This is a genomic window from Pseudomonas nitroreducens (assembly GCF_010994165.1).
GTDB classification, from domain to species: Bacteria; Pseudomonadota; Gammaproteobacteria; order Pseudomonadales; family Pseudomonadaceae; genus Pseudomonas; species Pseudomonas nitroreducens.
In genome coordinates, this window is the sequence record NZ_WMBX01000007.1 from 223,386 (window position 1) to 244,732 (window position 21,347).

At 67.4% G+C, this 21,347-nt stretch carries 22 protein-coding genes; 7 read left to right on the top strand and 15 right to left on the bottom strand.

The window, feature by feature from the left end:
• Nucleotides 1-25: 25 nt before the first annotated feature.
• The gene (locus tag GJV37_RS26875) at nucleotides 26-1,087 is read right to left on the bottom strand and encodes an ABC transporter substrate-binding protein (protein ID WP_170859464.1); all 1,062 of its coding nucleotides are present in this window, start codon (nucleotides 1,085-1,087) and stop codon (nucleotides 26-28) included.
• Between the two features lie 257 nt (nucleotides 1,088-1,344).
• On the opposite strand from GJV37_RS26875, the gene GJV37_RS26880 reads away from it, so the two are divergent.
• The 3 genes from GJV37_RS26880 (at nucleotide 1,345) to GJV37_RS26890 (ending at nucleotide 5,470) form a co-directional block, all read left to right on the top strand.
• Nucleotides 1,345-2,946: an ABC transporter permease gene (locus GJV37_RS26880; RefSeq protein ID WP_246228450.1), complete on the top strand. Its 1,602-nt coding sequence runs from the start codon at nucleotides 1,345-1,347 to the stop codon at nucleotides 2,944-2,946.
• Entirely contained in the window at nucleotides 2,943-3,770 is an 828-nt protein-coding gene (locus GJV37_RS26885; protein ID WP_024764724.1) for an ABC transporter ATP-binding protein, read from the top strand. Before GJV37_RS26880 ends, GJV37_RS26885 begins: the two co-directional genes overlap by 4 nt.
• Nucleotides 3,771-3,859: 89 nt before the next feature.
• Nucleotides 3,860-5,470: an arylsulfatase gene (locus tag GJV37_RS26890; RefSeq protein ID WP_193453144.1), complete on the top strand. Its 1,611-nt coding sequence runs from the start codon at nucleotides 3,860-3,862 to the stop codon at nucleotides 5,468-5,470.
• 166 nt (nucleotides 5,471-5,636) lie between these two features.
• Here GJV37_RS26890 and GJV37_RS26895 read toward each other — a convergent pair whose 3' ends face one another.
• Together GJV37_RS26895 and GJV37_RS26900 are read right to left on the bottom strand one after the other, a co-directional pair.
• Entirely contained in the window at nucleotides 5,637-5,789 is a 153-nt protein-coding gene (locus GJV37_RS26895; protein WP_176707224.1) for a hypothetical protein, read from the bottom strand.
• Between the two features lie 2 nt (nucleotides 5,790-5,791).
• Nucleotides 5,792-6,169: a DUF3509 domain-containing protein gene (locus GJV37_RS26900; protein WP_054907067.1), complete on the bottom strand. Its 378-nt coding sequence runs from the start codon at nucleotides 6,167-6,169 to the stop codon at nucleotides 5,792-5,794.
• 401 nt (nucleotides 6,170-6,570) lie between these two features.
• Here GJV37_RS26900 and GJV37_RS26905 point away from each other — a divergent pair, with 401 nt between their 5' ends.
• The gene (locus GJV37_RS26905; protein WP_024764727.1) at nucleotides 6,571-6,801 is read left to right on the top strand and encodes a hypothetical protein; all 231 of its coding nucleotides are present in this window, start codon (nucleotides 6,571-6,573) and stop codon (nucleotides 6,799-6,801) included.
• 74 nt (nucleotides 6,802-6,875) lie between these two features.
• Here the strand turns inward: GJV37_RS26905 and GJV37_RS26910 are convergent, their stop codons facing one another.
• Entirely contained in the window at nucleotides 6,876-7,193 is a 318-nt protein-coding gene (locus tag GJV37_RS26910; protein ID WP_024764728.1) for an ElaB/YgaM/YqjD family protein, read from the bottom strand.
• A 380-nt stretch (nucleotides 7,194-7,573) separates the two neighbouring features.
• Here GJV37_RS26910 and GJV37_RS26915 point away from each other — a divergent pair, with 380 nt between their 5' ends.
• Nucleotides 7,574-8,020, top strand: coding sequence for an N-acetyltransferase (locus GJV37_RS26915; protein WP_024764729.1), 447 nt, complete (start codon nucleotides 7,574-7,576; stop codon nucleotides 8,018-8,020).
• Nucleotides 8,021-8,041: 21 nt separating this feature from the next.
• On the opposite strand, the gene GJV37_RS26920 is transcribed toward GJV37_RS26915, so the two are convergent.
• Both GJV37_RS26920 and gstA read right to left on the bottom strand, forming a co-directional pair.
• Nucleotides 8,042-8,446 carry a hypothetical protein gene (locus GJV37_RS26920; protein ID WP_024764730.1) on the bottom strand — a complete coding sequence of 135 codons (405 nt, stop codon included), beginning with the start codon at nucleotides 8,444-8,446 and terminating at the stop codon, nucleotides 8,042-8,044.
• 131 nt (nucleotides 8,447-8,577) lie between these two features.
• Nucleotides 8,578-9,195, bottom strand: coding sequence for a glutathione transferase GstA (gstA, locus tag GJV37_RS26925; protein ID WP_024764731.1), 618 nt, complete (start codon nucleotides 9,193-9,195; stop codon nucleotides 8,578-8,580).
• Between the two features lie 110 nt (nucleotides 9,196-9,305).
• Between gstA and GJV37_RS26930 the strand changes: the two genes are divergently transcribed.
• Complete coding sequence (locus GJV37_RS26930; RefSeq protein WP_024764732.1) at nucleotides 9,306-9,641, top strand: winged helix-turn-helix transcriptional regulator; 336 nt, start codon at nucleotides 9,306-9,308, stop codon at nucleotides 9,639-9,641.
• 299 nt (nucleotides 9,642-9,940) lie between these two features.
• Nucleotides 9,941-13,876: a trifunctional transcriptional regulator/proline dehydrogenase/L-glutamate gamma-semialdehyde dehydrogenase gene (putA, locus tag GJV37_RS26935; protein WP_193453145.1), complete on the top strand. Its 3,936-nt coding sequence runs from the start codon at nucleotides 9,941-9,943 to the stop codon at nucleotides 13,874-13,876.
• Nucleotides 13,877-14,076: 200 nt separating this feature from the next.
• On the opposite strand, the gene GJV37_RS26940 is transcribed toward putA, so the two are convergent.
• Genes GJV37_RS26940 through GJV37_RS26980 form a run of 9 tightly spaced genes read right to left on the bottom strand, consistent with a single transcriptional unit; the run spans nucleotide 14,077 to nucleotide 21,328 of the window.
• Nucleotides 14,077-14,922, bottom strand: coding sequence for an ABC transporter ATP-binding protein (locus GJV37_RS26940; protein ID WP_169887158.1), 846 nt, complete (start codon nucleotides 14,920-14,922; stop codon nucleotides 14,077-14,079).
• A 5-nt stretch (nucleotides 14,923-14,927) separates the two neighbouring features.
• Nucleotides 14,928-15,758: an ABC transporter permease gene (locus GJV37_RS26945; protein ID WP_169887159.1), complete on the bottom strand. Its 831-nt coding sequence runs from the start codon at nucleotides 15,756-15,758 to the stop codon at nucleotides 14,928-14,930.
• Nucleotides 15,755-16,522 carry a hypothetical protein gene (locus GJV37_RS26950; protein WP_037007157.1) on the bottom strand — a complete coding sequence of 256 codons (768 nt, stop codon included), beginning with the start codon at nucleotides 16,520-16,522 and terminating at the stop codon, nucleotides 15,755-15,757. Before GJV37_RS26950 ends, GJV37_RS26945 begins: the two co-directional genes overlap by 4 nt.
• Nucleotides 16,510-17,148, bottom strand: coding sequence for a cysteine hydrolase family protein (locus GJV37_RS26955; RefSeq protein WP_226045106.1), 639 nt, complete (start codon nucleotides 17,146-17,148; stop codon nucleotides 16,510-16,512). Before GJV37_RS26955 ends, GJV37_RS26950 begins: the two co-directional genes overlap by 13 nt.
• Nucleotides 17,145-17,909: a creatininase gene (locus GJV37_RS26960; RefSeq protein WP_024764738.1), complete on the bottom strand. Its 765-nt coding sequence runs from the start codon at nucleotides 17,907-17,909 to the stop codon at nucleotides 17,145-17,147. Before GJV37_RS26960 ends, GJV37_RS26955 begins: the two co-directional genes overlap by 4 nt.
• The gene (locus GJV37_RS26965; protein ID WP_170859472.1) at nucleotides 17,906-18,781 is read right to left on the bottom strand and encodes a DMT family transporter; all 876 of its coding nucleotides are present in this window, start codon (nucleotides 18,779-18,781) and stop codon (nucleotides 17,906-17,908) included. The genes GJV37_RS26960 and GJV37_RS26965 overlap by 4 nt, the downstream gene beginning before the upstream one ends.
• Nucleotides 18,781-19,530: an SDR family NAD(P)-dependent oxidoreductase gene (locus tag GJV37_RS26970; RefSeq protein ID WP_193453146.1), complete on the bottom strand. Its 750-nt coding sequence runs from the start codon at nucleotides 19,528-19,530 to the stop codon at nucleotides 18,781-18,783. Before GJV37_RS26970 ends, GJV37_RS26965 begins: the two co-directional genes overlap by 1 nt.
• Nucleotides 19,530-20,303: an SDR family NAD(P)-dependent oxidoreductase gene (locus tag GJV37_RS26975; RefSeq protein WP_193453147.1), complete on the bottom strand. Its 774-nt coding sequence runs from the start codon at nucleotides 20,301-20,303 to the stop codon at nucleotides 19,530-19,532. The genes GJV37_RS26970 and GJV37_RS26975 overlap by 1 nt, the downstream gene beginning before the upstream one ends.
• Nucleotides 20,304-20,305: 2 nt before the next feature.
• Nucleotides 20,306-21,328 carry a fatty acid desaturase family protein gene (locus GJV37_RS26980; RefSeq protein ID WP_193453148.1) on the bottom strand — a complete coding sequence of 341 codons (1,023 nt, stop codon included), beginning with the start codon at nucleotides 21,326-21,328 and terminating at the stop codon, nucleotides 20,306-20,308.
• Between the last annotated feature and the right edge of the window lie 19 nt (nucleotides 21,329-21,347).

Consider the following 21,347-nt stretch of genomic DNA (forward strand, 5'->3'; position numbering starts at 1 on the left):
GCTCCTACGAAGAGCACGGGGCTGGCTATTGGAGTGCTGCCACCGGCTGCGACGCCACCTCGCGGCTGGCGGCGTCCTGCAGCGCCGGGCTGGCCCAGTCGGCGGCCTTGAAGTCACGGCGGATCAGGCCGTAGCTCTTCGCTGCGGTGATCGATGCATCCAGGCGGCCGAGGAAATCGGCATCCAACTTCGGCGACAGTACGTCCGCCAGCGGCCGGCCCTGGAATTCGCTCTTGAAGATCACCGTCGGGTAGCCGGCCTGCTGCGATACCAGGTCGATGAACGCGTCACGGTTGCCCTCCGTGCTGGCCCACTGCACTGCCTGCAGCTGCACCTTGAGCAGGCGTTCGGTGATGTCCGGATGAGCGTCGACGAACTCGCCGTTGCCCACCAGCAGCGCTTGCAGGGTGCCGGCGCCGCCGAGGTCGTGGGTGCTCAGAGGGATTTCCGCCAGGCCCTTGTCGCGTAGCGCGAACAGGCCGGCAAGACCCCAGGTGGCATCGATCTGCTTGGCCGCCAGGGCGGCGAGGGCGGCGCTGAAGTCGAGGTTGATCACCTTCAGGTCCTTCTCGGAAAGCCCGGCGCTGGCCAGGGCGTTGTCGAACGACAGCTGGCTGGCGGTGCCACGGAAGATCCCCACGCGCTTACCCTTGAGGTCGGCCAGGGTCTTGATCCCCGAACCCGGCTGCACGCCCAGGTAATGGTTGACGCCGCGCGCGGTGGCGGCCAGCACGCGGCTGTCCAGCCCGCTGGACTTGCCGATGATCGCCGCCAGATCGCCCAGGTAGGCGAAGTCCACCTGGCCATTGGCGAAGGCTTCGTTGACTACCGGGCCCGCGCCCTTGAAGAAGCTCCACTTGATCTGGATGCCGTCGGCGGCGAATTCCTTTTCCAGCAGTTGGCGGGTGTAGAGCACGTCCACCACGCCGCCGCCGGAATGTTTCTGCCCGGCGCTGACGTCTGGTACGGCGATGCGGATTTCCTTTACCGGCTCGGCGGCCTGGGTCACCAGCGGATAGGCGCCGAGCAGGCCGGCCAGCACTGGCGCAGCGAAAAGGGAGAGCAATTGATCAGTGAGGGCCTTCATGGCGCCTGCCTCCTGCAGTGGGGGAGCGCATGTGGCTCCGGCGCCTGCACTAAAAGCATGGGGCTTTCCATCAACAAAATAATAAAAATGCATTTTTTAGTAATTTTTCGAGCTAAGCGAACAACCACAGGGCTTCACCGGCAGATGCCCTGGCGGCATAAAAAATATTCGCCGAATGCATTGGATGAGCGCCGGGGGCTTCCCTTAAATGGCGTGGGTTAGCTCATTAATGCATTGAAAATACTATTAATATTCCAATGAAGAATATATCGAAGCCCTATCGCCTTGCTCTTCCCCCGCCGCGCCTGGGGTTCTCGCGGCCGTCCTGGCGCTGGCTGCAGGCCGGCTTGCCGTGGTTGTTGCCGTTGACCATCGGCGTGCTCTGGTGGATCGCCAGCCATCGCCACTGGATGTCCGCGCAGATTCTGCCGACACCGGAACTGGTCCTCCAGGCCGGCCGCGAGCTGCTCGCCGGCGAGCTGTGGCAGCAGTTGGGCGTCAGCCTCAAGCGCCTCGCCTGGGGGCTGCTGGCTGGCATTTTCAGCGGGCTCGCACTGGGCGCCTGGCTCGGCTTCAGCCGCCTTGCCGAGCGCCTGGTGCTGCCCACCTTCAGTGCCCTGGCGCAGGTCCCGACCCTGGCCTGGATTCCGTTGTTCATGCTGTTCTTCGGCATTGGCGAGCTGCTCAAGCTGGTGGTGCTGATCAAGGCCATCATCGTGCCGGTGACGCTGCACACCCTCGTCGGCGTGCGCGATGCCCAGCCGCGCCTGCGCGAGGCCGCCTCCGTGCTGCGCCTGCCGCGCCACCTGTTGCTGTGGCGGTTGATCCTGCCGGCGGCGCTTCCCGCGTTCCTTACCGGTGTGCGCCTGGCACTGGCGCAAGGCTGGACCTCGCTGCTGGCCGTGGAGCTGCTGGCTTCCAGCGAAGGCATCGGCTACCTGATGGTGCAGGCGCGGCAGCTGTTCATGCTCGACATCGTGTTCGTCTGCATCCTGGTCATCGGCCTGGTCGGCGCGGCGATGGACAGAGGCGTCCAGGCGCTGGACCGGCGCCTGGTGCACTGGCCGCAGCAGGCGGCCGGAGAGTTCCGCCGCAGCACGTCGGGCAAGGGCTGGGAGCGCCTGCAGCCCTGGCTTCTGCCACTGGGCCTGCTGGCCATCTGGCAGGCGGCGAGCGCGCTGCAGTGGGTCGATCCGGCGATCCTCGCCAGCCCCGCGTCAGTCGCTGTCGCTCTCTGGGATGGCCTGCTGGACAGCAGCCTGACCATAGCGCTGCTGGCGAGTCTGCAACGTACACTCGCCGGCCTGCTGCTGGGCGGCTCGCTGGGCTTCCTGCTCGGCCTCGGGCTTGGCCTGTGGCGCCCGGCGGAGCGGCTGCTAGGCCCGTCCTTCGCGGCGCTGCGGCAAGTGGCGATCTTCGCCTGGGTGCCGCTGCTCACCGCCTGGTTTGGCCTGGGTGAGCTGGCCAAGGTGGTGTTCGTCGGCCTGGCCGCGTTCTTTCCGCTGCTGCTGGCGACCCAGCGCGGCATCGCCAGCCTGCCGGCGCAACTGACCGAGGCGGCCATCGCGCTGCGCCTGTCGCCCTGGCAACGGCTGCGCCGGCTGGTGCTGCCCGGCGCTGCGCCGTCGGTGTTCGCCGGGGTGCGCCTGGCGCTGATCTACGCCTGGCTCGGCACCATCGGCGCCGAATACTTCATGCCCTCGGACGGCGGTATCGGCAGCCTGATGATCGGCGCGCAACAACTCTTCCGCATGGACCTGGTCGGCGCCGGCATGTTGCTGGTGGGCCTGACTGGAGCTCTGCTGGCTGCCGTCGGCCAGCGCATCGAAGCGCGGGTGACGCGCTGGAGACACGCATGAATGCTTTCGCTTCCCCGGCCCTGGTGAGCTTTCGCCAGGTCGCCAAGAGTTTCCCCGTGGACGGCCGCGAGCTGCAGGCCATCGAGCGCTTCGACCTGGAGGTCGCCGACGGCGAGTTCATCGCCATCGTCGGTGCCAGCGGTTGCGGCAAGTCCACCTTGCTGCGCCTGCTGGTGGGGCTCGATCGCGAGTTCCAGGGCGAGATCCGCATCGACGGCAAGCCCATCGACGGCATCGGCGGCGAGCGCGGCATCGTGTTCCAGGAGCATCGTCTGTTCCCCTGGCTGACCGTGGAGCAGAACGTCGCCCTCGGTCTGGTCAACGAACCGCTGAGCGAGACCGGCAAGGCTGCCAGGGTCGCCGATTATCTCCAGCTGGTGGGCCTGACGGCCTTCGCCCGGGCCTACCCGCACCAACTCTCCGGCGGCATGGCGCAGCGCGTGGCCATCGCCCGCGGGCTGGTGGCCAGCCCGCGCATCCTGCTGCTGGATGAACCCTTCGGCGCCCTGGATGCGCTGACTCGCCAGCAACTGCAGGAGGAACTGCAGCGCATCCGCCAGCGCGAACGCATCACCACGGTGCTGGTGACCCACGACGTGGAGGAGGCGCTGTTCCTCGCCGACCGCGTGGTGGTGATGGCGCCGCGGCCGGGGCGGATCAAGCGCATCGTCGAAGTACCGCTGGAGCACCCGCGCGAGCGCGGCGGCTACGACTTCCTGCGCCAGCGCGAGGCGCTGCTGCACGAGCTGACGGGAGAGGGCGACTACGTCGCGCCGCAGCCCAAGCGCGTGGAAGACCTGCCGTTAGAGTTTCTTGCCTGCTGACCGAAAACCCTCATCCCAGCCCTCTCCCTCCGGGAGAGGGCTGGGGTGAGGGTGCTCTGGAAACACTGACCTCAACCATGAGACCCGCCATGAGCAAACGCCCCAACTTCCTCGTCATTGTCGCCGACGACCTCGGTTTCTCCGACCTCGGCGCCTTCGGTGGCGAGATCGCCACGCCACACCTGGACGCCCTGGCCCTCGAAGGCCTGCGCCTGACCGACTTCCACACCGCGCCGACCTGCTCGCCGACGCGCTCGATGCTGCTCACCGGCACCGACCACCACATCGCCGGCATCGGCACCATGGCCGAGGCGTTGACGCCGGAGCTGGAAGGCAAGCCGGGCTACGAGGGTTACCTGAACGACCGCGTCGTGGCGCTGCCCGAACTGCTGCGCGAGGCCGGCTACCAGACGCTGTTGTCCGGCAAATGGCACCTGGGCCTGAAGCTCGAACAGGCACCCCATGCACGCGGCTTCGAGCGTTCCTTCTCGTTGTTGCCGGGCGCCGCCAACCACTATGGTTTCGAGCCGCCGTACGACGAGACCACGCCGCGCATCCTCAAGGGCACGCCGGCCCTGTATGTCGAGGATGACCAGTTCATCGACGAGCTGCCGGCGGACTTCTATTCCTCCGACGCCTTTGGCGACAAGCTGATCGACTACCTCAAGGAGCGCGACCAGAGCCGGCCGTTCTTCGCCTATTTGCCGTTTTCCGCGCCGCACTGGCCGCTGCAGGCGCCCAAGGAGGTGGTCGACAAGTACCGGGGCCGCTACGACGCCGGCCCCGAGGCGCTGCGCCTGGAACGCCTGGAACGGCTCAAGCAGCTGGGCCTGATCGACGCCGACGTGCAGGCGCATCCGGTACTGGCGATCAGCAAGGAGTGGGCGCGCCTGAGCGACGAGGAGAAGGCGAAATCGGCGCGGGCCATGGAGGTCTACGCGGCGATGGTCGAGCGCCTGGACTGGAACGTCGGCCGGGTCGTCGAGTACCTGCGCCAGCAGGGTGAGCTGGACAATACCTTCGTCCTGTTCATGTCCGATAACGGCGCCGAAGGTGCGCTGCTGGAGGCCTTCCCGCGCTTCGGCCCGGACCTGCTGAGCTTCCTCGACCAGCACTACGACAACAGCCTGGAGAACATCGGCCGCGCCAACTCCTACATCTGGTACGGCCCGCGCTGGGCCCAGGCGGCCACCGCGCCGTCGCGCCTGTACAAGGCCTTCACCACCGAGGGTGGCATTCGCGTGCCGGCACTGGTGCGCTACCCGGCGCTGAAACGCCAGGGCGAGGTCAGCCACTCGTTCTCCACCGTGATGGACATCACCCCGACCATCCTCGACCTGGCCGGCGTGCGCCATCCGGGCAAGCACTGGCACGGCCGCGAGGTCGCCGAAGTGCGCGGCAAGTCCTGGCTGGGCTGGCTCTCCGGCGAGACCGAACAGGCCCACGACGAGAAGACCGTCACCGGCTGGGAGCTGTTCGGCATGCGCGCCATCCGCCAGGGCGACTGGAAGGCGGTATACCTGCCGGCTCCGGTCGGCCCGGCCACCTGGCAGCTCTACGATCTGGCCAGCGACCCGGGCGAGACGCGGGACCTCGCCAAGAGCGAACCTGCGCGCCTGGAGGCATTGATCGAGCACTACAAGCAGTACGTCAACGAGACCGGTGTGATCGACGCACCGCCGCCGTTCCTGGCGCGCTGAAGGCCGGCGCCTCGGCGTCCTTTCCTGCCCGCAGTCCGGCGGGAGGGGCGTTGAAACGCTCCGGCATGAAAAAGCCGGTAGCCGCCCGACTGCTCGGACTGACGGCGGCACCGGCATGCGCTTCGAGCCGGCCTGGCCCGGTTATTTTCTGCTGTGTCTGGCTCGCTCAGGCGGGCCCATCCTTGAGGCCGTCCTGGTGGGCGGCGGACAGGTGGGGTTCCTGCCGGCTGTCCTCCGGTTCGATGTCCACCCATTCCTCCAGTAACTCCTCGCGGCTCACTTGCGGATCGGGGTCGGGGATATCCACCGGGTTTTTCATGCTCACCTCGCTTGCCGGGCCTGTTTGTCGGCAAGGGCGCGCAGGCGCACGCCGGCCACCACCACCTTGCGCGGCCGGTGGGTCGGGTTGACGGGGACGAAGGTCTGCAACTCGATGCGCTTGAGGAACCAGTCGACGTTGTCCTCTTCCAGCGGCCCTTCCACGGTCATCAGGTCGCGGCGGATGCGCTCCACCAGGTTGTTCAGCAGCACGGCGCTGGATTGCTCTTCCTGCTGGATGACCCGAGAGATGAGACGCTTGCCCGCGGCATTGCGCAGGTTGATCAGCAGCGTACCGTCGGGCCTGGTGGCGAACTGCGGGCGATAGTCGCTGAACAGGTGGCTCAGGTGCTCGATGGCGGCATTGCGGCAACTGGACATGTCTTTCCCTCCCGGTGGTTGGCAGAGGCCGGAGCGCCGGCCTGAGCCAGGAACCTCGCATCAGCCATGCCAGACCGGGGAAAGCTGTTTCATCTGCTTAACAGGTTGTTATTGCTGCAAATGCCTAACCGATGCTGGCCAATGGTCATTTGCAGGATGCAAGGGCGCACCAGCAAGGGGCTGGAAAATGCACGGCGCGGCGCTTCGCTTGCTCTTTTGCGCGGCACGCCTTCCGTCTGAAACCCGCCTCGATTCCAGGTGTGCATTCGGCCGCCAGTACCGCTTGCCATGGCTGGCGCTTCGCCCGCCATGGCCGTTGAACAGTAGCGCCTGGGCCAATCGCCAGCATTTCTCTCCGGCGCTCGGGCAGGCAGGGTTCAGCCAGAGGAGAGGAGGTGGCCATGACGCAGTTGCGACGCCTGGATGTGGAAGCGGTTCTCCACGAAGCCTATCCGCTGTTCGATTTCTCCTGCTTCCGGGAGGCCGGCGGCCGCTATTCGATCCGCTTCGGCAGCCAGTTGGCGGATATGCCCTGTGTCACCGTGGTCGGCATCCATGGCGACGAGTTGAGCAGCGCCGGGCGCGTCCGCAGCCTGGGCCTGGAGCTGATCGACAGCTTTATCGATTCTTAGCGGACGCCACGCTGCTGAGCATCGGGACCGGCGCGCGGTGGCGAGCGAGCGGGCCGCTGACCACCGCACGGGCATCAATGCTGATTGCGGCTCAAGGCGCAGGCCGCTGCCAGCAGGCCTGCGGCGGCGGCCAGTATTGCCGCCGTCTGCCAGGGATGTTCGCCGGCATATTCGCTGCCGGCACGGATGGCCCGGCGACTGCGGTGGATCAGGTGTTCACTGGTCTCCCGGCTCTCGTCCACCAGATCGCGCAATTTCGCCTTGAACGCCGGGAGCTGGTCGGCCGTCAGGTCCCGGCCGCTGACCAGCAGGTTTTCCAGGTCATCGACCAGTGATTGCAGTTCCTGCACGCCGCTGGTGCGGCTGGAGGGGAACCATCGATAGCTGCCCATGGAGTGTCTCCTTGTCTGTTCGGGTTGGAATGGGGGCGGAAGGGGCGTTCGGCTTCGCGTTGCTGCTCGACTGATTTCCGCCACCGCAGGCGTCGAGCCGTGGACGCGCTACCTCGCGCTTTTGCCAATTGGCGGAGCCATTCGGAAGAGTCCGACGCTCGCCAGCCGTTCACTGATTCTGATGAGTGGAACCTGACGGTTGGCGCCCGGCGTGCTTGAGTGCAGGAGGCGCTTGCAGGCATCGGGTCACGGCGAAACGGGTGCGAGCAGGTGCGACGATTGGCGGCAGTGCGCGGGGGCGCGCAGCGATGATCCCTTGTGCGAGGATGCCGCCCGCCACGCCACGAGCACTTCAACGAACCGGGGGATTGCAGCCGATGATGATCCGCGACTTTCGCGACGACGACATGGACCGGGTGCTGGATATCTGGCTGCGAGCTTCGCAGCAGGCTCACGACTTCATTCGCGCCGACTTCTGGCGCGAACGCCTGCAGGACATGCGGGATATCTACCTGCCGGCCGCTGCCTCGCGGGTCGTCGAGAACGATGGCTGCATCTGTGGTTTCTACAGCCTGCATGACGGCGCACTGGCGGCCTTGTTCGTCGCCCCGGAATGCCAGGGCAAGGGCATCGGCTCGGTCCTGCTGAGCGACGCCAAGATTCACCTGCCGATGCTGGAGCTGGCGGTCTATTCCAACAATACCGGTGCCGTGGCCTTCTACCAGCGGCACGGCTTCGTCGTGCTGGAGGAGCGGCAGGACGAGCACACCGGGCACCCCGAAACCCTCATGGGCTGGACGGCACGGGCGATTTCCTGCGGGTGCTAGGCGGGAGAAGTGCGCAGCGGGCTACCAGAAACTGCTGGCGTGCCGGCTGGAGGCATAGTCCAGGTGCAGGGCGAACGCGCTCTGGAAGAACTCCAGGAGACGGGTGTCCAGCACCAGTTCGTTGAGTGAGGCGATAGAGCCGATCACCTGCTTCACATCGGCGTCGGTTTCCCCGCAGCGGTTCTCATGGCAGAGACGCTGGGTCTGCGGGTCGGCGCTGATGCGGCAGATGCATTCGGTGTCGCGGCAGGAGTTGCGCACCTTCAGGCTCAGCTCCGGCAGGTCGCGGCGGCCATCCAGCAATTCCACGCTGCATTCCAGGCCGTGCTGGCGGGCGAATTCGCTGGCACGTGCGAAGGCGGGCAGGGCCACTGCCACCAGGGCGTTCTGGTAGGCGTTGGCGAAACTCTCAGGGTCAGCGCTCATCCGGTTTCTCCTGGGCTCAATGCACAAATCCCGGCGCATGACGGGCCGGGCTAGTGTGATGGACCACGGAAGGCGCAGCTTGCGCGATGGCTCGGCGGATTTTCCGCCGAGCGGTTGCACGGTCCGGCACCTCAGGCGACAGCCGGCACCTCTGCTTCGGCGCGCAACGCCTCGATCACCGCCGGGCGCGTTGCGACCGCCTGGCGGAAGCGGCGGATCGCCGGATAAGCGCCGAGGTCGACCTTCAGCTGCTCGGACCAGCCCAGCACGGTGAACAGGTACGCATCGGCAATGCTGAAGCTGTCACCGGCGACCTGGCCGTTCGCTGCCAGCTCCTGCTCCAGGTAACCCAGGCGCCGGGCCAGTTTCGAGCGAAGCAGGTCCTTCACCGGCTCGGGGATCTCGCTGTCGAACAGCGGGCTCATCCCCGCGTGCAGTTCGCTGCCGATGAAGTTCAGCTGCGCCTGCAGGTGCGTGCGCTCAAGGGCGCCGTTGGCGGGGGCGAGGCCCGCCTCGGGTTGCAGGTCGGCGAGGTACTGTAGAATCGCCGCGCCCTCGGTCAGCACAGTGCCGTCTTCCAGCTGCAGCGCTGCTACATAGCCCTTCGGATTGATGCGGTAGAAGTCCTGGCCATCGGCGGTGCGTTTGGTCCGGTTGTCCACGCGCACCAGCGAAAACGGCAGGCCCAGCTCGCGCAGAACGATGTGTGCAGCGAGAGAGCAGGCATTGGGGGCGAAGTAGAGTTTCATCGGGTCGGGCCCTGGTTTGAAGTGGGCGGCCAGTATTCCCGACCCCGATGCTGCGCGTAAGAACGCACTTTTTTGTGGCCTGGGCACAAAAAGGTTACCGGGAAGGACAGATGAAGAAGAACGTTTCGGGCTGCTCGGTCGAAGAAGCCATGCGCGTGATTGGCGGCCGCTGGCGCCTGTTGCTGGTGTCGTACCTGCTCGATGGCAGCAAGCGCTTCAACGAGTTGCGGCGCGACATGCCGGAAATTTCCCAACGGGTGCTCACCGCCGAACTGCGTGCGCTGGAAGAGGCAGGGCTGGTGACCCGCACCGTTTACCCCGAGGTTCCGCCCCGCGTCGAGTATTGCCTGAGCGCCGACGGCGCGCGGCTGCGGCCGGTGGTGGAGGTGGTGAAGACCTTCGGTCTGTGGCTCAAGGCGCGCCCGGCGGCCCGGGAGGCCGTGTAGCCTGATGGAACGCTTCTGCAACTGAGCACCGGGAATGCTCCGGGTTGCACCTTTTCCAGCCCTGGCACGAACACTGCTTTCTTCCTGCCGTCCGGCCGGTCCTTGCGGGTTGCAGCCGGGCGAGGCCGTTGGCATGCTCCGTTTGGTAGCGCCGGGTGTGGGAAATGTCACCGGTTGCACCGGATTCGCGCGTACGACCAAAGGCTTGTTTTTATTGGGTTGCACCTGGTTGCACCTTGCAATTCGGCGGTATAACCTTGCGCCGTTTTCAGGCACACCTTCTAACAACAGGAAGCCCCATGGCCACCACCACCCTTGGCGTGAAGCTCGACGACGCCACCCGCGAGCGCCTCAAGCTGGCTGCCCAGCAACTCGACCGTACCCCGCACTGGCTGATCAAGCAGGCCATCTTCTCCTACCTGGAGCAGGTGGAAGGCGGCCTCACGCCGGCCGAACAGTCCGGTCTGGCCGCGGCCGCGGGCGATGAGTCGCTGGATTCGCTGAACGAACAAGGGTTGCAGGTCTTCCTCGATTTCGCCGAGAGCATCCTGCCGCAGTCGGTGCTGCGCGCGGCCATCACCGCCGCCTATCGCCGCCCGGAAACCGAGGTGCTGCCGATGCTGCTGGACCTGGCGCGGCTGCCGAAGGAGCAGGCCGCCGCCGCCAACAAGATGGCGCTGGGCATCGCCGAGAAGCTGCGCAACCAGAAGAACGCCGGTGGCCGCCAGGGTCTGGTGCAGGGCCTGCTGCAGGAGTTCTCCCTGTCTTCCCAGGAGGGCGTGGCGCTGATGTGCCTGGCCGAGGCGCTGCTGCGCATCCCGGACAAGGCCACCCGTGACGCGCTGATCCGCGACAAGATCAGCAACGGCAACTGGAGCCAGCACCTGGGCCAGAGCCCGTCGATGTTCGTCAACGCCGCTTCCTGGGGCCTGCTGATCACCGGCAAGCTGGTCTCGACCCATACCGAGACCGGCATGTCCTCGGCGCTCAACCGCATCATCGGCAAGTCCGGCGAGCCGCTGATCCGCAAAGGCGTGGACATGGCCATGCGCCTGATGGGCGAGCAGTTCGTCACCGGCGAGACCATCGCCGAAGCCCTGGCCAACGCCGCCAACATGGAATCCCGCGGCTTCCGCTACTCCTACGACATGCTCGGCGAAGCCGCGCTGACCGAAGAAGACGCCAAGCGCTACCTGGCCTCCTACGAGCAGGCCATCCACGCCATCGGCAAGGCTTCCCATGGCCGCGGCATCTACGAAGGTCCGGGCATCTCGATCAAGCTTTCCGCCCTGCACCCGCGCTACAGCCGCGCCCAGTACGACCGCGTAATGGACGAGTTGTACCCGACCGTGCTCGGCCTGGTGAAGATGGCCCGCGACTACGACATCGGCATCAACATCGACGCCGAGGAAGCCGACCGCCTGGAAATCTCCCTCGACCTGCTCGAGCGCCTGTGCTTCGAGCCGTCGCTGGCCGGCTGGAACGGTATCGGCTTCGTCATCCAGGCCTACCAGAAGCGCTGCCCGTACGTGATCGACTACGTCATCGACCTGGCCAAGCGCAGCCGCCACCGCCTGATGATCCGCCTGGTGAAGGGCGCCTACTGGGACAGCGAGATCAAGCTGGCCCAGGTCAACGGCCTGGAAGGCTACCCGGTCTACACCCGCAAGCCGTACACCGACGTTTCCTACCTGGCCTGCGCGCGCAAGCTGCTGGCCGTGCCGGAAGCCATCTACCCGCAGTTCGCCACCCACAACGCCCACTCGCTGTCGGCCATCTACCAGCTGGCCGGGCAGAACTACTACCCGGGCCAGTACGAGTTCCAGTGCCTGCACGGCATGGGCGAGCCGCTGTACGAACAGGTGGTGGGCAAGGTTGCCGACGGCAAGTTCAACCGCCCGTGCCGCATCTACGCACCGGTGGGCAGCCACGAAACGCTGCTGGCGTACCTGGTGCGCCGCCTGCTGGAGAACGGCGCCAACACCTCCTTCGTCAACCGCATCGCCGACCACAGCATTTCGCTCAAGGACCTGGTGCTGGACCCGGTGCTGCAGGTCGAGCAGATGGCGGCGCAGGAAGGCACCCTGGGCCTGCCGCACCCGCGCATTCCGCTGCCGCGTGACCTCTACGGCGATGCCCGCCTGAACTCCGCCGGCATCGACCTGGCCAACGAACACCGCCTGGGTTCGCTGTCCTCGGCGCTGCTGTCGAGCACCAACCACGCCTACGTCGCCGAGCCGATCCTCGGCCTGGCCGACGCGGCGCCGGGCGAAGCGCAACCGGTGCGCAACCCGGCCGACCTGCGCGACGTGGTCGGCCACGTGCGTGAAGCCAGCGAAGCCGACGTGAACAACGCCATCCTCGGCGCGCTGTCCAGCGCGCAGATCTGGCAATCGACCCAGCCGGCCGAGCGCGGCGCCATCCTGCAGCGCGCCGCCGACCTGATGGAAGCCGAGATCCAGTCGCTGATGGGCGTGCTGGTGCGCGAGTCGGGCAAGACCTTCGCCAACGCCATCGCCGAAGTGCGCGAGGCCGTGGACTTCCTGCGCTACTACGGCGCCCAGGCCAGCACCCACTTCGCCAACGACAGCCACCGCCCGCTGGGCCCGGTGGTCTGCATCAGCCCGTGGAACTTCCCGCTGGCGATCTTCAGCGGCCAGGTGGCCGCCGCCCTGGCCGCCGGCAACACCGTGCTGGCCAAGCCCGCCGAGCAGACGCCGCTGATCGCCGCGCAAGCCGTGCGCATCCTGCTCGAAGCCGGCGTACCCGCCGGTGCCGTGCAGCTGCTGCCGGGCCGTGGCGAAACCGTCGGTGCCCGTCTGGTCGGCGACGAGCGCGTGCGTGGCGTGATGTTCACCGGTTCCACCGAAGTGGCCGGCATCCTCCAGCGCAACATCGCCGGCCGTCTCGACGCCCAGGGCCGCACCATCCCGCTGATCGCCGAGACCGGTGGCCTCAACGCCATGATCGTCGACTCCTCGGCGCTGGCCGAGCAGGTGGTGGTGGACGTGGTCAACTCCGCCTTCGACAGCGCCGGCCAGCGCTGCTCCGCGCTGCGCGTGCTGTGCGTGCAGGAAGACGCCGCCGACCGCGTGATCGCCATGCTCAAGGGCGCCATGGCCGAGTACCGCGTCGGTGCGCCGGAGCGCCTGCATACCGACATCGGCCCGGTGATAGACGAAGAAGCCAAGGGCAATATCGACAAGCACATCCAGGTGATGCGCGACAAAGGCCGCAAGGTATTCCAGAGCGCCCGCGTGGATGCCGAGGAGATCAAGCGCGGCACCTTCGTCGTGCCGACCCTGATCGAGCTGGAGAGCTTCAGCGAGCTCAAGCGCGAAATCTTCGGCCCGGTACTGCACGTGGTGCGTTACGAGCGAGCCGAGCTGGACCAGCTGCTCGCGCAGATCAACGAATCCGGTTACGGCCTGACCCTCGGCGTGCACACCCGCATCGACGAGACCATCGCCCAGGTCGTGGGCAGCGCCCATGTCGGCAACCTGTACGTCAACCGCAACGTGGTTGGCGCCGTGGTCGGCGTGCAGCCCTTCGGTGGTGAGGGCCTGTCCGGCACCGGTCCGAAGGCCGGCGGCCCGCTGTACCTGTACCGCCTGCTCTCGACCCGCCCGCAGGAGGCCGTGGCCAACCAGCTCAAGGGCGACGGCGCGCAGGCGCTGCCGCGTCCGAAGGATGCCGAGAAGGCCGTGGAAGCACTCGCCCAGTGGGCGCAGAAGGACACCGCCCTGGCGGCGCAACTGGCCGGCTATGTCGCTCTCTCGCAGAGCTTCACCCAGCAGGTACTGACCGGCCCGACCGGTGAGCGCAACAGCTACACCCTGCTGCCGCGCGAGCACGTGCTGTGCCTGGCGGAAGACCGCGCCGACCTGCTCGCGCAGCTGGCCGCCGTGCTCGGGGTGGGCAGCCGTGCGCTGGTTGCCGAGTCCAACGCCGCCGTGGTGAAGGAACTGCCGAAGGAAGTCGCCCAGCGCATCGAGCTGGTCGCCGACTGGAGCACGACCGACAAGGTGTTCGACGCCATCCTGCACCACGGCGATTCCGATCAGTTGCGTGCGGTGTGCGAACTGGCTTCGCAGCGCAAGGGCGCCATCGTCGGCGTGACCGGGCTGAACCGCGGGGAAACCGATATCCCGCTGGAACGCCTGCTGATCGAACGCGCGCTGAGCGTCAACACTGCTGCCGCCGGTGGCAACGCCAGCCTGATGACCATCGGCTGAGGTCGATGCCGCAAGCGCCTCACCGGGCGCTTGCGGCAAGCTTTCGGCCGCTCCTGCGGCCATCCGGCCTGCCAGCCTTCGGGTGGGGCTATCCGCTCCCGGCAGACCGTTCCCCTCGCGCCTTCGGCGCAATTCGTTTCGGGCTTCGTGCCCGGCACAACGGCGGAGCTACCCGCTCCGCCGATTCCCTTCCCACAACATCAGACCGGCGCCGCGGTGCGGGTCAGTTGCTCCAGCAGTTCCAGGTCGGTACTCATGCCCGAGGTCTCGCGGATACGCGCGAGGATCTGTTTCTTCAGCGCGATGAATTCAGCCGACATCTTCATGTCCTGATTCCGCTCGGCGGGCAGCGGCACCTCGTAGACGCTGTCGATGCGCCCGGGGCGCGGCGCCATCAGCACTACACGGCCGCCGAGGTAGATCGCCTCGTCGACGTCGTGGGTGACGAACAGGATGGTGCTGTTCTCCAGCCGGTGCACGTGGCGGATCAGGTCGTGCATGACCTCGCGGGTCTGTGCATCCAGTGCGCCGAAGGGCTCGTCCATCAGCAGAATCTGCGGCTTGGGCATCAAGGCACGGGCAATCGCCACGCGCTGCTGCATGCCGCCGGAAAGCTGGCTGGGGTAGGCCTGGGCGAAAGCCGACAGGCCCATCAGGTTGAGCAGCGCATCGGCGCGGCCACTGGCGACTTCCACATCGGCATCGCCGCGCACGGTGTCGGACACCACCTTGAGCCGGCGGCAGAACTTGATGTTGTCCATCACCTTCAGCCAGGGGTAGAGGCTGTAGTGCTGGAACACCATGGCGCGGTCGATGCCGGGGCCGTCCACGGCGCGGCCATCGACCAGGATTTCGCCACCGCTGTGGCGCTCCAATCCGCCGATGCTGCGCAGCAGGGTGGACTTGCCGCAGCCCGAGGCGCCGACGAAGGTAACGAACTCGTTGGCGCGGATATCCAGGTTGATGTCCTGCAGTGCCTGCACCTGGCGGCCCTGGCTGCTGAAGACCTTGTCGACGTGGCGGATGGCGATCTTGCTCTGGCTCATGCCGGTTACCTCTTCATCCAGGGGAAGGCTGCCCGGCCGAGCCAGCGGAACGCCTGGTCGGTGAGCAGGCCGATGACGCCGATCAGCAGGATGCCGGCGAAGATCTTGTCGGTCTGCATGTAGCGCTGCGCCTTGAGGATGGCGTAGCCGAGGCCCGAATTGGCGGCCACCAGTTCGGCCACCACCAGGTAGGTCCAGGCCCAGCCGCAGGTGATGCGCAGGGTGTCCAGCAGCGCCGGGTGCGCCGAGGGCAGTACCACCAGCTTGATGATTTCCGCGCGGTTGGCGCCCATGGTCTGCGCCGCCTCGATCTGCGCCATGGGCACGCGGCGCACGTCCTCGGCGACCATCAGCACCATCTGGAAGAAAGTGCCGATGAAGATGATCAGCACCTTGGAGCCTTCGTCGATGCCGACCCAGAGCATCACCAGCGGAATGAAGGCCACCGCCGGCATGTAGCGGATGAAGTCGGTGAGCGGTTCGAGGAAGGCCTGTACCGGGCGATAGGTGCCGATGTAAAGGCCAATGGGAAGGGCGATCACCGCCGAGGCGAGGAAGCCGCCCATGACCCGGTAGACGCTGATGGCGATATCGCCGACCAGGCCTTCGTCGCTCCACCAGTGGCCCAGGCGTGCGAGCACGGCATCGGGGCTGGGGAAGAACATCGGATTGGTCAGCCCCAGGGCGCCGCAGGCCCACCAGAGCACCACGGGCAACAGCAGGCCTGCGCTGGCCAATGCCCAGAAGGCGCCGCGCGGCAGGTCGCCGCGAATTACCCACCAGCGCTGGCGGGCGGGTTGCGCCAGTGGGCGCGGCAGGGGTTGGTGGGCGGTCATGGCGTCACCTCCTCGGGGAACAGGGGCAGTTCGCAGGGTTGCCAGCCACCGGCGGGCGGCGTGGCGCCGAGGCTGTTCAGCCAGGTGGCGTCGGCCAGCAGTTCGGGGTGGTCCGGATCGGCCGTGGCGGGCAGCAGCTCGGCGCCGATGCGGGCGGGCAGGGTGGACAGCTCGATCTTCCAGGGCGTTTCACCGCCGTAGTGGCGCCCGAACGACAGCTCGAAATCCAGCAACTCCGGGTGGTCGCTGTCCAGCAGGGCGGCCAGTGAGTCGGCCATCGGCAATGCCTCCCGGCGCCCGGCGGCGAACAGGAAGCAATCGCCGGCCAGCAGCAGGCAACCCTGGCGGCCATCGGCGGCGCTTAACCACACGCCGCGATTGCGCCCGATGGATTCCGGCAGGCGCTCCCAGACTTCGTGGTAACTGCCATCCAGGCCGTCTTCCAGCACCTTCTCACTGTTTACGAAGTGCATGCGGCCGATGTCCTCGCCGCCATTGGGCGGCTGGAAGTCGATTGCCCGGTGCCATTGGCAAATGTCTCCGGTGATCTCGGTGATGCCGGCAAATCCCGCCTGGGCGGACAGCTCGCCGGGCGATTGCGGCGCAGGCAGGGGAATGCGCAGGTCGGCGAACAGGCGCCCGGTCTGCAGCCAGTAGACACGGGTGCGAGTGTCGTGGGTGCCGCCGGTGGTGGTCAGCAGGGTGCGTTGCCAGACGCCGAGGTAAGCGGGTGGCACCGCGGGAATGCTCTTCAGACGGGACATGCGGACTCCTCCCATTCGGCGAGTACGGCCGGGCTGCCTTGCACGCGACCGAACAGGCCGCCTTCCACCTCGACCATCGCCAGGGCGGCGGCATGCAGTTCGGCGCTGGGCGAGCCGCAGGCATCGCTCACCAGAGTACAGGCATAACCCAGTTCCACCGCGGCGCGCAGGGTGGAGGAAACGCACACTTCGGTAGTCACCCCGCACAGCACCAGGTGGCCGATGCCGCGGCTGCGCAGCAGCAGGTCCAGGTCGGTGTAGGCAAAGGCGCTGTAGCCGGGCTTGTCCACCACCGGTTCGCCGGGCAGCGGGCGCAGTTCGTCGATCAAGTCGTGGCCGTACTCGCCGCGCACCAGCAGGCGGCCCAGCGGGCCCTGGTGGCCGATCGGCGCACCGGCGAATTCGGCGCGGTGGCGCTTGCTGGCGTGCAGGTCGCTGAGGTCGGCGCGATGGCCTTCGCGGGTGTGCACCACCAGCAGGCCAAGGCTGCGGGCGCTGTCCAGCAGCCGGGAGATGGCCGGAATCGGCGCGCGCAGGCGGTCGATGTCCAACCCGGCCTGGTCGGCATAGCCGCCGGGGGCGCAGAAGTCGCGCTGCATGTCGATGACGATCAGGGCGGTGCTCACAGGCGGAACTCCTTGCGCACGGCCTGGGCGATGCCGCCGACGATGTCGCGGGCCATGCGCAGGCCCTTGTCGGCGCTGGAGCCGCGCGCCGAGGAGAGCACGCCCGACGGCGGCACCCACTCGGTGCGGCTGGGGTACATGTCGTAGGGCGGGAAGTCGGCGGGGCCGTCGTCGGGGATCAGGTCCAGGCGCACGAGGTTGGGCAGGTAGTGCAGCATCAGCGAGGTTTCGATCACTGCGGCGTGCTCCAGGGCGAAGCCGGGGAAGCCGTCGGGGAAGACGTCATTCAGAGTGGTCTCGCTGCAGAAATCCCAATGCTCCAGGCGCATCACTTCCAGCGGGCTGGAAGGCCCCAGTTCGCGCAGGGCGAGCTGGATGCCTTCGGTGACGAACCATTGGTTCTCGTAATGGCCGTCCACCAATACCAGGCGGGTCACGCCGTGGCGGGCGAACTCGCGCACGGCGTCGCGCACCAGCGCAATCAGCGTCTGCCCGTCGAGGCTGGTGGTGCCGCAGAAATGCTGGCCGCCGCCGCACTTGGGCTGCGACTTGTAGCCATAGGAGAGCGCGGGCGCGACCAGCCCGTCGACCTGCCGGGCGACGTCTTCGCACAGCGCGCTGGCCAGCAGCGCGTCGGTGCCCAGCGGCAGGTGCGGGCCGTGCTGCTCGGTGGCGCCGCAGGGCAGGAATACCACGGGGGATTGCTCGCGCACCCGGCGCGCGTACTCGACCCAGCTGAGCTGGTCCATCCGGACAGTCATGATTCGGCCTCGCAGAGAGTGGGGGAAGGTTCGGGTGAAGGGCGCGCGGCGATCAGTGCCGCGGCCAGTATCAGCGAGCCGCCGAGCCATTCGCGCAGGCCCAGCTCGCGCTCGCCGATCCAGGCGGCAGTGAGCACCGCCACCAGCAGTTCGATCACCACCAGCACCGCAGCGCGGCTCGCCTCGACATGGCTGAAGCCGTATTGCGCCGCGCCCATGGCGGCCAGCCAGAACAGGCCGAAGGCGGCCAGTTGCAGCCATTGCTGCGCGTCTACGGCCGGTAGAGGTGTGCCTTGCAGCCAGCAAAACAACCCGCCCAGCACGGCGCTGCCGATGAAGCCGACCACCGCCTTGCTGGTCAGCGGCACCTGCTCGGCGGCGCGGGTGGCCAGGTTGTTCAGGGCGAAGGCAAAGCCGGCGGAGAGCGCCAGCCAGTCGCTGGCGCCCAGCGGGCGGAAGGTTTCGCGGCTGACGCCCAGGGTCAGCGCGATGCCGCCCATGGCCAGTAGTAGCGCGCCGAGGCGTGGCGGGGTGAGGCGTTCGCCGAACAGCACTCGGCCGCCGATCAGACCCCATACCGGCGCCAGATAGAACAGCAGCATCGCCCGCACCACATCGCCCTCGGACAATGCGCCCACCAGCCCCGCGGTGGCCCAGCCACCGAACACGCCGATCGCCAGCAGCGCGCCACGCTGCGGCCACCACTGGCGGCGCTGGCGTAGTACCAGCGGAACGGCGACGAGGCTGAGCAGCCCGTAGGTGCAGAGCACCACCGGCATGCCGGACAGGCCCTGGCCGGCGAAGTGCGCCAGGGGCATCCAGCCCAGGCCCCAGATGGCGGCGCCCAGCAGCAGGACGATTTCCGCGCGCATCAGGCGCCCATCCAGGCACCGCCATTGGCGCCGAGTATCTGTCCGTGGAAGAAACTGGCCTCAGGCGAAACCAGGAACAGCACCGCAGCCGCGATTTCCTCGGGCTTGCCCAGGCGCCCGGCGGGAATCGCCGTTTCGCGGGCGATCATCGCTTCGCTCATGTGCTCCACCGAGACCATCGGCGTGTCCACCGGCCCCGGCGCCACGCCGTTGATGCGGATGTGCGGGGCGAACTCGCGGGCCAGCGCCTTGGTCAGGCCGATCACCCCGGCCTTGGCCGCGCAATAGGCGGCGTAACGCTCGCGGCCGAGCTGGCCAAGTTCCGAGGCGATATTGACCACGCAGCCATCCCCGCGCGCCTGCATGTGCGCCAGGGCGTGGCGGCAGCAGCGATAGACCGCCGTGAGGTCGACGCCGAGCAGCGCGGCCCAGTCGTCCTCGCTGGTGTCGAGAAAAGGTTTCTCCAGGATGATCCCGGCGTTGTTCACCAGGATGTGCAGGTCGCCCTCGGCAAGCACGCGGGCGAACAGGTCCTCGACCTGCTGCAGCGCGGAAACGTCAGCCTGAGCCGCGTAGGCCCGTCCGCCCGAGGCGGCGATGCGTGCCACCAGCGCGGTGGCGGCTTCGGGTTGGTCGAGGTGGTTGATCCATACCGTCGCCCCGGCTCCCGCCAGCGCCAGGGCCGTGGCGCGGCCGATACCCTGGGTGGCGCCGGTGATCAGCGCGGTCTGTCCTTCGAGCGGTTTCATCAGTGCATGACCTCGCCATGGCTGACCGACAGCGCCTGGCCGGTGAGGGCGGTGGCCAGCGGGCTGCCGAGGAACAGGAAGGTGCCGGCCAGGTCCGCCGGCGTCAGCAGCTCAGGCACCGCCTGGGCGGCGAGTATCTGCGCCAGTTCCTCGGTTTCGCTGCGCCCATTGGAGGTGGCCATCACCGCGAGCGAGCGCATCGCCGCCTCGGTGGCAATCCAGCCGGGGCACACGGCGTTGACGCGGATGCGCTGTGGCCCGAGTTCCCAGGCCAGCGAGCGCGTCAGGCCGATCACCGCGTGTTTGCTGGCGACATAGGCGGAGAAACCCGGCACGCCCTTCAGGCCCCAGATCGAGGCCTGGTTGATCACGCTGCTGCCCGCCTTGAGGCTCGGCAGCAGGGCGCGGGTCAGGCGCAGCATCGAGGCGACGTTGTTGTCCAGCAGCGCCTGCCAGCGGCTGTCCGCTTCGCCATCCGGGTCGTCCAGCGGCGTGGCGTACTCGACGCCGGCGTTGTTGATCAACACGTCCAGCGGCGCATCTTCGCGGAGTGCGACAAATCCAGCGATGGCCGCGCTGTCGCCCAGGTCCAGGGCGTGGCTGCGCACATCGCTCAGCGCTGCCAGCTCGTCGACAACTGCCGCCAGGGCAGTGGCGTTACGGTCCAATAGCTCCAGCGTGGCGCCTTGTTCGGCGAATGCCCGCGCCAATCCCTTGCCGATCCCGCTTCCGGCACCGGTGATCAGCACGCGTTTGCCCCGGTAGTCGATCATGCTCAGACCGCCGTCAGGAAGGAGACGCCCACGGCGCCGTAGAAGCCGTCGGCGCGGTCCTTGCCCTCGGGCGCCACCGCGCCGTAGTGATCGTCGACCACGCGGCGCAAGCGGTGCCGATGGAAGCCCTTGAACAGCAGGTGCATCGGCAGGACCTGGGCGTAGCCGTCGCCATACAGCTCGTGGTGCAGTTTGCGCAGGCGGTACCAGGGCGCCACGGGCTTCTCGTGGTGGGCATTGTGGTAGGCGAAGTTGAGCAACAGCAGGTCGAGCACCGGCCAGCGCACCGAGACCACGTTGGAGTAGGTGTTCATCTGCTCGTAGGTGCGGTCGCGGGACTTGTCGTCGGGGATCTTGCCGCCGTCCTCCAGTACCGCGAAGGCGTCGTAGGTGTGCTGGTAGGCGTCGGTGAAGCGCAGCACGATGATCATCAGCGTCCAGGCGACGAAGTACAGCACCAGTGCCTTCAGCGAAACCGCCGCCATCAGCGCGAACAGTGTGCCGCGTACCAGCAGGGTCAGCGCCACCCGGCGGCGGTTGGCGCGATGGCGCGGGTTGTCGGTGATGAAGGGCAGCAGGATCACGTAGTAATGCATGATCAGCTCCACCGCCGGCACGTAGGCCCATTCCGCGGCCAGTACCAGGCGGCGCGCCCAGCGCGGGCAGCGGGCGAGGAAGGCCTTGGTGTCGAAGGTGATCACGTCGGCGCGGTCGACGTGGTGGCGCATGTGCTTGCGGCGCAGGTCCTGGAACCCGGCATAGCAACTGCCGCAGAGCCAGCTGCAGGCCTCGCCGGCCCAGGTGTTGTGCGCCGGCTTGGCGAAGATGGTGCCGTGGGCGAATTCGTGGATCAGGTAGGCCGCGACGATCATCGCGTGGCCCAGCAACAGGGTGCCGGCGGCGTTGAGCAGCCAGCTATCGGCGAACAGCAGGGCGAAGCCGGCGGCATAGCCGCCAAAGGCATAGGCCAGTGCCAGGCTGTTGGGCAGCCGGCCATCGGCGTAGCGGTACAGGGACGCGGACATGGATACCTCCGTGAGCGCT

Bases quoted from the DNA above. Each gene is read 5' to 3' on its own strand.
- GJV37_RS26905 (WP_024764727.1), top strand. From the start codon at position 6,571: ATGACGCAGTTGCGACGCCTGGATGTGGAAGCGGTTCTCCACGAAGCC.
- GJV37_RS26970 (WP_193453146.1), bottom strand. From the start codon at position 19,530: ATGAAACCGCTCGAAGGACAGACCGCGCTGATCACCGGCGCCACCCAG.
- GJV37_RS26875 (WP_170859464.1), bottom strand. From the start codon at position 1,087: ATGAAGGCCCTCACTGATCAATTGCTCTCCCTTTTCGCTGCGCCAGTG.
- gstA (WP_024764731.1), bottom strand. From the start codon at position 9,195: ATGAAACTCTACTTCGCCCCCAATGCCTGCTCTCTCGCTGCACACATC.
- GJV37_RS26915 (WP_024764729.1), top strand. From the start codon at position 7,574: ATGATCCGCGACTTTCGCGACGACGACATGGACCGGGTGCTGGATATC.
- GJV37_RS26920 (WP_024764730.1), bottom strand. From the start codon at position 8,446: ATGAGCGCTGACCCTGAGAGTTTCGCCAACGCCTACCAGAACGCCCTG.
- GJV37_RS26900 (WP_054907067.1), bottom strand. From the start codon at position 6,169: ATGTCCAGTTGCCGCAATGCCGCCATCGAGCACCTGAGCCACCTGTTC.
- putA (WP_193453145.1), top strand. From the start codon at position 9,941: ATGGCCACCACCACCCTTGGCGTGAAGCTCGACGACGCCACCCGCGAG.
- GJV37_RS26960 (WP_024764738.1), bottom strand. From the start codon at position 17,909: ATGACTGTCCGGATGGACCAGCTCAGCTGGGTCGAGTACGCGCGCCGG.
- GJV37_RS26980 (WP_193453148.1), bottom strand. From the start codon at position 21,328: ATGTCCGCGTCCCTGTACCGCTACGCCGATGGCCGGCTGCCCAACAGC.
- GJV37_RS26940 (WP_169887158.1), bottom strand. From the start codon at position 14,922: ATGAGCCAGAGCAAGATCGCCATCCGCCACGTCGACAAGGTCTTCAGC.
- GJV37_RS26965 (WP_170859472.1), bottom strand. From the start codon at position 18,781: ATGCGCGCGGAAATCGTCCTGCTGCTGGGCGCCGCCATCTGGGGCCTG.
- GJV37_RS26910 (WP_024764728.1), bottom strand. From the start codon at position 7,193: ATGGGCAGCTATCGATGGTTCCCCTCCAGCCGCACCAGCGGCGTGCAG.
- GJV37_RS26930 (WP_024764732.1), top strand. From the start codon at position 9,306: ATGAAGAAGAACGTTTCGGGCTGCTCGGTCGAAGAAGCCATGCGCGTG.
- GJV37_RS26945 (WP_169887159.1), bottom strand. From the start codon at position 15,758: ATGACCGCCCACCAACCCCTGCCGCGCCCACTGGCGCAACCCGCCCGC.
- GJV37_RS26885 (WP_024764724.1), top strand. From the start codon at position 2,943: ATGAATGCTTTCGCTTCCCCGGCCCTGGTGAGCTTTCGCCAGGTCGCC.
- GJV37_RS26975 (WP_193453147.1), bottom strand. From the start codon at position 20,303: ATGATCGACTACCGGGGCAAACGCGTGCTGATCACCGGTGCCGGAAGC.
- GJV37_RS26890 (WP_193453144.1), top strand. From the start codon at position 3,860: ATGAGCAAACGCCCCAACTTCCTCGTCATTGTCGCCGACGACCTCGGT.
- GJV37_RS26950 (WP_037007157.1), bottom strand. From the start codon at position 16,522: ATGTCCCGTCTGAAGAGCATTCCCGCGGTGCCACCCGCTTACCTCGGC.
- GJV37_RS26880 (WP_246228450.1), top strand. From the start codon at position 1,345: ATGAAGAATATATCGAAGCCCTATCGCCTTGCTCTTCCCCCGCCGCGC.
- GJV37_RS26895 (WP_176707224.1), bottom strand. From the start codon at position 5,789: ATGAAAAACCCGGTGGATATCCCCGACCCCGATCCGCAAGTGAGCCGC.